Below are 8,328 nucleotides of genomic sequence, written 5' to 3'. Positions count from 1 at the left end.
CGAGACGTCGCAGCAGGCGAACGTCGAGACCCTGCTCGCCGAGGGGCTCCAGGTGCGGGGCAACCCGGGGCCCGTCTCGCAGGTCTTCGTCAACCTGCTGGTCAACGCGGCGCAGGCGCTCGCGGACTGGGAGGGCGCTCGCAAGGAGATCCGCATCACCGCGCGCCGGGAGGAGGACCGGGCCGTCATCGAGGTCGGCGACACGGGGCCCGGCATCCCGCCCGAGCGCCTGCATCGGCTCTTCCAGCCCTTCTTCACCACGAAGGGCTCGACGGGCACGGGGCTGGGACTGTCCATCAGTCGCAACATCGTGCGGCGCTTTGGCGGGGACATCTCGGTGAACAGCGTGCCCGGAGAGGGGACGGTGTTCACCGTCTCGCTGCCGGCGCGTCCACTGGCGGAGGGTTGAGGCGTTCCGATGGTGCCCGTCCACGCGGCGGGGTAAGTCTGCGCGCATGAACTTCCGACATCTCGGCAGCAGCGGGCTCATGGTCAGTGAGATCTCCTACGGGAACTGGCTGACCCATGGCTCCCAGGTCGAGGAGGCGGCGGCACTGGGCTGCGTGCGCGCCGCGCTCGACGAGGGCATCACCACCTTCGACACCGCCGACGTCTACGCCGGCACGCGGGCCGAGGAGGTGCTCGGGCGCGCGCTCCAGGGCCAGCGGCGCGAGGGCCTGGAGATCTTCACCAAGGTGTACTGGCCGACCGGCCCCGGCCCCAATGACCGCGGCCTGTCGCGCAAGCACATCCTGGAGTCCATCAACGGCTCGCTGCGGCGGCTGAAGACGGACTACGTGGACCTGTACCAGGCGCACCGCTATGACTCCGAGACGCCGCTCGAGGAGACGATGCAGGCCTTCGCCCACGTCGTCCGCCAGGGCAAGGCGCTCTACATCGGCGTGTCCGAGTGGACGGCGGATCAGATCCGCGCGGGCGTGGTGCTGGCCAGACAGCTGGGCTTCCAGCTCATCTCCAACCAGCCGCAGTACTCCATGCTGTGGCGGATCATCGAGGGCAAGGTCATCCCCACCTCGCGCGAGCTGGGCGTGGGGCAGATCGTCTGGTCGCCCATCGCGCAGGGCGTGCTCACCGGCAAGTACCGGCCGGGCGAGAAGCCGCCGCCGGGCAGCCGCGCCACGGACGAGAAGGGGGGCTCGCGCTTCATCCAGCGCTTCATGACGGACGACGTCCTCACGCGCGTGCAGCAACTGCGGCCCGTGGCGGAGGAGGTGAAGCTGTCCCTGGCGCAGCTCGCCGTGGCCTGGGTGCTCCAGAACCCGAACGTGGCCTCGGCCATCATCGGCGCCTCGCGGCCCGAGCAGGTGAAGGAGAACGTCAAGGCCGCGGGCGTGAAGCTGAGCCCGGAGCTGATGCGCCGCATCGATGAGATCCTCGGCCCCGCCGTCGAGAGCGACCCGTGCCTGACGGTGAGCCCCGACAAGCGGCCGTAGCGCTCAGGAGGGCAGGGGGGCGTCGATGGGGTAGGAGACCGCTTCGTCTCCGAGCCGCCTGGCTCGGGTGAGGAGCTGGTGGAAGCGGTTCGTCCCGTTGCGTGCGTCGAACTTCGCCCCGATGCCCTCGGCCTGCGCGGCCAGCCAGCCGCGCAGGGTCCGCGTCTCGTATGTGCCCTCGGGCGAGTACAGCGTGAAGCCGCGAGGCAGTGAGAGTTCCACCCGCTCCCGCTGCTCCGCCAGCGCCCGCTCCATCAGCGAGAGCGCGGCCGTGTAGAAGGTGAAGCGGTCCCGGTGGCTCGCGTGCTCCAGCGCCCAGCCCACGTGGCGCTCGAAGAGCACCAGCCCCCGCGCCACGTTCCCCGTGAGGCAGAGGAACTCCAGGTGCTCGCCCACCGTGGCGAGGAACTCCCGGTTGCGTTGCACCAGCGCGTAGCCGCGCAGGTGGTTGTCGCGCGCCTGCTCCAGCCGGCCCAGCTTGAAGAGCGGGTAGAGCACGCTGCCCAGCGTCAGGTGCGGCACCTCCGCGCACCCGTTCCGTCCCTCCAGCAGGGGCCGTGCCTTCTCCAGCACCACCGCGTACTCGCCCCGGTCGATGTGGTGGTCCAGCTCATCGTCCAGCTCGCACGCGCGGCAGTCCGTGAGGTGGTCGCGCGGCGACTCCACCCACTTCGCCCAGAAGGCGTCCGCCGCCGCCGTGTCCCCCATGTCCCGGGCCGCCTGGTAGCGCAGCTTCATCACCGCGCGCTGCCCCGCACCCGCCTTGGCGAAGCACTGCTCCACGTCCGCCAGCGCGCCTTCAATCTGCTTGCGGCTGATGTGGGGGAATTCGTCGAGCCGGCCCACCACCCACTTCTGCTTCCACAGCAGCGACTCCAGGGGGAGGCGATCCGGGTCCTTCTGTTGCTGTCCCCGGCACCACGCGAAGGCCACCAGGGCCTTGTCCGGAAAGCCGCCGAAGGTGGCCGCGTCGATGAGGGCGTCGCGCACCTCGAAGGCGAGCGGCACATCCCCATGCGCATCCGCCAGCCGCGCCGCTTCCTCCAGCGCCATCACCTTGGCCTCGCCCGGGTCCAGCCGCGACGCGCGCCCCAGCAGGGTCTGCACCTGCTCGCGCCAGTCTCTCTCCGTCAATGCACGCCCCCTGTGCCTTCGTCCTCGTCCAGCCGCGCCGCGATGAGGCCGAGCAGGCCCCGGTTCAGCAGCGCCATCTCCCGCGCGTTGAGCGGGCGGTGCCCCAGCAGCAGCGCCTGCACGTACAGCATCTCCACCGACAGCTTGAGCTGCGCCACGTCCCTCACCCGCGCCAGCCGGCGCACCACCGGGTTGAGGAGGTTGAAGCAGAGCTGTGGCCGCTCCTCCTCGCGGGACTCGGCCAGCGCGCCCTCCAGCACCGCGGCGTACAGCGCGTCCGTCTCCTCACGGGCGCGCTCCACGTCCCGGCGGAAGGCCCCGTCGTCCACGTCCCCGAAGAGCGTGGGCACTTCCACCGGGAGGAACTTCTTGAGGGACACCTCGCAGCGGAACGGCTCCAGGGCCTCCTCGGCCACCTGCCGCAGCCGCGCCACGGCCTCGTGCTCCTCCGCCGTCAGCTCCTCGAAGCGCTGGGGCAGCTGCGACGCGGAGAAGAGCTCCACCTGCGTGTCCGGCAGCACGCGCGGCAGCTTCTCCAGCAGCGCGGTGTCGTGCGTGTAGGCGCCGTTGATGATGCACAGCCCCTGGGCCGCCGCCACGCGTGCCACCTGCCGGAAGGCGTCCAGGGTGGAGACGTAGCGCACCGTGGGGTACGTCTGGCGGTAGTGCCCGAGCGTCATCATCCCGAGCGTCGTCTCGAAGGGCAGCCAGTGGATGACGAGCCGGAAGAAGTCGTCATCATCCAGCGCGAGCGACTTCACCGACAGGCCATGCAGGGCGATGAGCCGGTGCAGGGTGCGCGGGTCGTTCGTGGCGAGGTCCACCAGGTACTGGCGCAGTGAATGCCCGAGCAACTCGCGGGCGCGCGCCAGGGTCGTGTCCTCGTAGAAGGCCTCGCGGCTGGCGGTGGGGCGCAGGCCCTGGGCATTCACCACGCATTTGACGAAGAAGGCCCACTCGGGGAGCAGGTTCTCCGCGCTCTCGGACAGCAGCATGTCCTTGAGGTACACGCGGTGCTTCTGGCGCGCGTTGAAGTGCGGCGAGAAGGGCAGCACGAAGGCCACCCCCTCCACCTGCCCCGCCTCCGCGCGCAGGGGGATGCAGTCCACGAACTCCGTGTTGAAGACCTCGCGCCCGTAGGCCAGCAGCGCCGCGCGACGCTCCGCCACGCTGTCGTACTCGCGGCGCCAGGGGGGCGGGGCCGGGTTGAGGTGCTCGGTGCCGCCCCCGGTGGTGAGGTGGATGGGGAAGGGCAGCAGGCCGCCGTAGTGCGCCGCGAGCTGCCGCACCCGCTCGGCGGTGAAGTACTCGGCGGCGTCCGCCCGGGCGATGAGGAAGACCTGGGTGCCCGGCCGCTCCAGCGGGTGCTCGGAGGGCCGCACGGCGTACGTGCCGTCATGCCGGCCCCGCCACTCCATGGTGCCGCCATCTCCCTTCGCCGAGCGCGTCACCACCAGCAACTCGTCGCACACCATGAAGCAGGACAGCAGGCCGATGCCGAACTGGCCGATGAAGTCGTTGCGGCGCGCCTCCAGCGTCTCGCGCTTGGAGCTCTCGCCGATGGTGGCCAGGAAGCGGTGCAGCTCCTCCTCCGTCAACCCCACGCCGTCATCGCTGAAGAGCAGCGTGGGCAGGCCCCCGTCCTGCTTCTCGATGAGCTCCACCCGCACCACGCCCCGGTGGTCGGGCTCCAGGTGACGCCGGGCGCGGATGGCGTCGGTGGCGTTCTGCAGCAGCTCGCGCATGAACACGCCGGGCGTGCTGTAGAGGTGATGGGACAGGAGGTCGATGACCCCCCGGAGATTGACCTGGAAACGATGGTCCACGAGCAGTCCAGCGTAGCGGATACGTCGCGAGCCGTACGCCTCTCCCGGACCCCCTGTCCACCTTGCTGTGTACAGCCGCCGGATTTGCCTCTGGACGATTGTCCGCTCGCCGAATAAGCGGCCCCTCGACCGCGGGGTGCCTCCCTGGCACCGCGGAACACCTGTCCTTTCGAGGAGGAGCACGCAATGAAGACCCGGTTCGTAGGACTCATGGTGGGAGCGCTCCTGGCCCTGGCCGGCCCGGCGGGCGCGCAGCCGCCCGGGAAGGGGGCCGCGAAGAAGGAGGCCGCCGCCACGGCTGGCAAGACGGAGCTGACCTGGTGGGGCCACGCGGCCTTCATCCTCCGCACCCCCGGTGGCGCCACGCTGGCCATCGACCCCTGGCTGACCAACCCCAAGGCGGCCCAGGGCGCGCAGTGGCCCGAGCAGGTGGACGCCATCCTCGTCTCCCACGGGCACTTCGACCACGTGGGGGACGCCAAGGCGCTGCAGCAGAAGACGGGCGCGCAGGTGTATGGCTGCTACGAGCTCGTCAACCTCCTGGGCGTGCCCCAGGACAAGGCGATGGGCGGCAACGTCGGCGGCACCTTCAAGGTGAAGGACGCCACCATCCACTTCGTCGAGGCGGTGCACTCCAGCAGCTACGCCGCGGACGAGAAGAGCCCCTCGCAGTACGCCGGCGCGCCCCTCGGCTTCGTCATCCAGATCGACAACGGCCCCACCCTCTACCACGGGGGTGACACCGGCCTGTTCGGGGGGATGAGCCTCATCGGCGAGCGCTTCAAGCCGACCCATGCCCTGCTGCCCGTGGGGGGCCACTTCACCCTGGACCCCACCGGCGCCGCCCAGGCCGCCCGGCTGCTCGGCAATCCCACCGTGGTGCCCATGCACTACGGCACCTTCCCGCTGCTGACTGGCTCGCCCGACAAGCTCGAGGCCGAGATCAAGAAGGCGAAGGGCACGGCGAAGGTGAAGTCGCTGGAGATCGGCAAGGCCACCGCGCTGTAGACCTCATGCGTCCGGGGCCGGCCAGAAGCGCTGGTTCTGGACACCCGCCCCGGCTCCCCTCGAGTGGGAGGGGGGGCCGGTGGCGCCGGGGAGGCAACTGGGGTATTTCCGGACAGCCGTCCGGCGCGGCACCTGGGGTGGATTTCCGATGGATTTAGGCAAGGCGGGTTGGCTCTCCTCGTTGCTCGAGGAGGCGGTCGCGGCCCATGCGCGCGCGCCGGGCCCCGTGGTGCCTCCGGGCCTGCCCGAGTCCAGCTCCGGCCGCGCCCGAGCCCGCGCGTACCTGCGCCGGATGCTGCGCGCCAGCGGCCTGCTGTATGGGACTCCCGCGGAGGGGGGGGGAGGGCTGTCCGCCGAGGCCTTGGCCTCCGAGCCCACCGGGACGGGCGCTCCCGAGGAGGTGCTCTTCCGCGCGGTGGTGCGCACCCTGGCGCGCATGGCCCTGGACATCGCGCACCTGGCCGGGGCGCCTCCGGGCCCCCGCCGCGAGCAGCTCCTGCTCCTCTTCGCCGTCCTCACCGGTCAGCTCGACGAGGCCCAGGCCATCGAGGAGAAGCTGCGCCAGGGACACGAGGTCGCGCGGAAGCTGTGGGGCAAGGTGGAGGACGCGCTGGAGCGCCGCGCCCTCTCGCTGGCGGGAGATCCGGCCTACGGGCTCGTCCTGCACAACGGGGCGCTCTACGCGGACGCGCACATGTTCGGCCGGCAGGCGCTGGACTTCTTCGCGCGAGGTGGGCTGCACCTCGACATGGCCCGGCGGCGCGTCGACTTCGCCGCGCGGCAGAAGGCGCTGCTCGTGGAGGTGCTCGCGGGCCTGGCGTGCGTGGACCGGCAGCCCACCTTCTCCGCGCGCCGCGCCATCCTCCGGCAGGTGGAGGACCTCGGGTTGCCGGACGCGCTCGAGGGCGAGCTGCGCGCCGCCGTGAAGCAGTCCTTCGAGCGCCGCCGCCCCCTGCGCACGGTGGTGAAGGACGTGCGCAGCGTGGACCTGCGGCGCTTCATCCTGGAGCAGACGCTGCTGGCCTCGCTGGTGGATGGCCGGCGCTCGCGAGGAGAGCGGGCCTTCATCGAGCACCTCGCCCAGGCGCTCCGGGTGCCCGAGAGCACCGTGCACCAGCTGGAGCTGGAGGTCGCCGAGTTCTACGCGAAGAACCGCTCCGTGGTGGATGTCTTCACCGTCTCGTCCGCCGCGGACCTGATGGGGGAGGACCTCGTGTCCCGCATGCAGGACACGCTGGAGCGCAACTTCCACCGCCTCATGCAGGAGGTGCGTGAGACGGGCGAGCTGTACCACCTGCTCACGAAGGTCGCGCGGGGGCACAACCTCACCCCCGAGGAGCGCCGGCGCATGCGGGCGCAGCTGCTCGACGTGGCGAAGGCGATTCCAGCGCTCGCCATCTTCGCGGCGCCCGGAGGGATGTTGCTGCTGGTGGCCCTGGCCAAGGTGCTGCCCTTCAACCTGCTGCCCAGCTCGTTCCAGGACGAGCCCGCGCCCGGGGATCCCGACGAGGAGGGCTCGGGTGGCGGGGACGAGCCTCCTGTGCGTAAGGTGGGTTGAAGGCCCCTCACTTCTAGTCGACTAGAAGCATCGCACATATACCTACCTCACTTCTAGTCGACTAGAAGTGAGGGCCGGGTCCTCCGTGCCGCTTCATTCCGGTGGCGAGGCGCGTGGCGCGCGCGCGGCCGTGGCGGCGAGCAGATCCACCACCGCGCGGTGGTAGTCGACCAGCGCTTTGACCTCCTTGAGCTCCGCGTCGGCCGCGGCCTGCTCGCGCAGGTTGACGAAGAGCAGACTGGTGGCGCCGTGCTCGAAGCGCGCCAGCTCCGCCTGGGCGAGCCGGCGCGCCACGTCCGCGGCGCCCTTGGCCAGGTTCACCCGCTCGTAGGCGGCCTGCAGGGCCGAGAGGGTGTCCCGCACCTCGGTGACGACCTTGTCACGGGCCAGCCGGGCCTTCGCCTCCACCGCCGCCCGCTTGGCCTCGGCGGCCCGGGCCTGACCGCGCGCGGCCCGGGCCTGGAGGGGGATGTCGAGCGTCAGGGACGCCTGGAGCTCGGTGGGCCGCAGGCTCGCGGGCCCCGCGCCCAGGTCGCGCGCCACGGAGACGCCGAGATCCACGGCCGGGGCCGTCTGGTTGCGGGCCAGCTCGGCGTCGAGCTGGACCACCTCGCGCTGGAGCGCCAGCTCGCGCAGCTCGGGCCGCTGCCGCAGGGCCTTCTCCAGCCACGCGTCCAGCTCGGGCGAGAGGGCGGCGTCGGGCCTGGGCAGGTCCGCCGGCAGGCGCGAGGCGGACACGCGCAACGGCCTGCCCTCGTCGTCACGCAGAAAGAGCGAGAGCTTCAGGGCCGTCTGCTCGAGCTTGCGCCGGGCGGCGATCAGGTCGGCCTCGCGCTCCAGCAGGACCCGCTCGTTCTCGGTGTGCTCGATCTGGGGGATGTCGCCCTGCGCCGCCCGGCGGGCGAGCTGGTCGTGGCGGGTGACGGCCAGCGCGTGCTGGGCGGTGGCGATGGTGAGCTGCCGGCCCGCGGCGACCCAGTCCCAGTAGTGGTAGGCCGCCTCGCGCTGCAGCTCGAGCTGCTCGCCCGCGAGCGTGAAGCCGGCGATGTCGAGCCGCAGGCGCGCCTTGGCGAGGTCCGCCCGGCGCTTGTCGAGGGAGCGGTTGCGCCACAGCGGCACCTCCAGGCCGGCCCGCACCTCGCCACCGCTGAGCGTCTCGTACTCGCCGTAGTACAGGGGGAACTTGCCCTGTCCCAGGCGGTAGCCGGCGAACAGGCGCGTTCCCCCCAGGGGGGTGGGCTGCTCGATGACCGCGTCGAGGCGCTCGTGCGGGTAGTAGCTGAAGGGGACGTACACGCCCCGGGCCTTCAAGACCGTGTCGAAGCCGCCCTGCGCGGACAGCAGCTCG

At 71.4% G+C, this 8,328-nt stretch carries 7 protein-coding genes; 4 read left to right on the top strand and 3 right to left on the bottom strand.

Features of this window, described 5'->3' with window-relative positions; genetic code table 11:
* Together VF697_RS10160 and VF697_RS10155 are read left to right on the top strand one after the other, a co-directional pair.
* Window positions 1-409: HAMP domain-containing sensor histidine kinase (locus VF697_RS10160; protein WP_331093722.1), on the top strand; the 409-nt coding region annotated here is incomplete at its 5' end.
* A gap of 46 nt (window positions 410-455) precedes the next feature.
* Window positions 456-1,454, top strand: coding sequence for an aldo/keto reductase family protein (locus tag VF697_RS10155; protein WP_331093720.1), 999 nt, complete (start codon window positions 456-458; stop codon window positions 1,452-1,454).
* A 3-nt stretch (window positions 1,455-1,457) separates the two neighbouring features.
* Here VF697_RS10155 and VF697_RS10150 read toward each other — a convergent pair whose 3' ends face one another.
* The gene (locus tag VF697_RS10150) at window positions 1,458-2,588 is read right to left on the bottom strand and encodes a hypothetical protein (RefSeq protein WP_331093718.1); all 1,131 of its coding nucleotides are present in this window, start codon (window positions 2,586-2,588) and stop codon (window positions 1,458-1,460) included.
* A complete protein-coding gene (locus tag VF697_RS10145; RefSeq protein WP_331093716.1) occupies window positions 2,585-4,414 on the bottom strand; it encodes an HSP90 family protein in 1,830 nt (609 codons plus the stop codon). Before VF697_RS10145 ends, VF697_RS10150 begins: the two co-directional genes overlap by 4 nt.
* A 186-nt stretch (window positions 4,415-4,600) precedes the next feature.
* Here VF697_RS10145 and VF697_RS10140 point away from each other — a divergent pair, with 186 nt between their 5' ends.
* On the top strand, window positions 4,601-5,422 hold the full coding sequence (locus VF697_RS10140; RefSeq protein WP_331093714.1) for a metal-dependent hydrolase: 822 nt from the start codon (window positions 4,601-4,603) through the stop codon (window positions 5,420-5,422).
* 148 nt (window positions 5,423-5,570) lie between these two features.
* Window positions 5,571-6,980: a hypothetical protein gene (locus VF697_RS10135; protein ID WP_331093712.1), complete on the top strand. Its 1,410-nt coding sequence runs from the start codon at window positions 5,571-5,573 to the stop codon at window positions 6,978-6,980.
* Between the two features lie 93 nt (window positions 6,981-7,073).
* On the opposite strand, the gene VF697_RS10130 is transcribed toward VF697_RS10135, so the two are convergent.
* Window positions 7,074-8,328: TolC family protein (locus VF697_RS10130; protein ID WP_331093710.1), on the bottom strand; the 1,255-nt coding region annotated here is incomplete at its 5' end.

It is taken from the genome of Archangium sp., from assembly GCF_036388035.1.
Taxonomy (GTDB): Bacteria; Myxococcota; Myxococcia; order Myxococcales; family Myxococcaceae; genus Archangium.
Note: the sequence above shows the minus strand (reverse complement) of the source record. Positions and strands in the feature narration are given on the sequence as shown.

What these genes read in the sequence shown, in the direction of transcription:
- VF697_RS10155 (WP_331093720.1), top strand. Translation starts at nt 456, where the DNA reads ATGAACTTCCGACATCTCGGCAGCAGCGGGCTCATGGTCAGTGAGATC.
- VF697_RS10140 (WP_331093714.1), top strand. Translation starts at nt 4,601, where the DNA reads ATGAAGACCCGGTTCGTAGGACTCATGGTGGGAGCGCTCCTGGCCCTG.
- VF697_RS10135 (WP_331093712.1), top strand. Translation starts at nt 5,571, where the DNA reads ATGGATTTAGGCAAGGCGGGTTGGCTCTCCTCGTTGCTCGAGGAGGCG.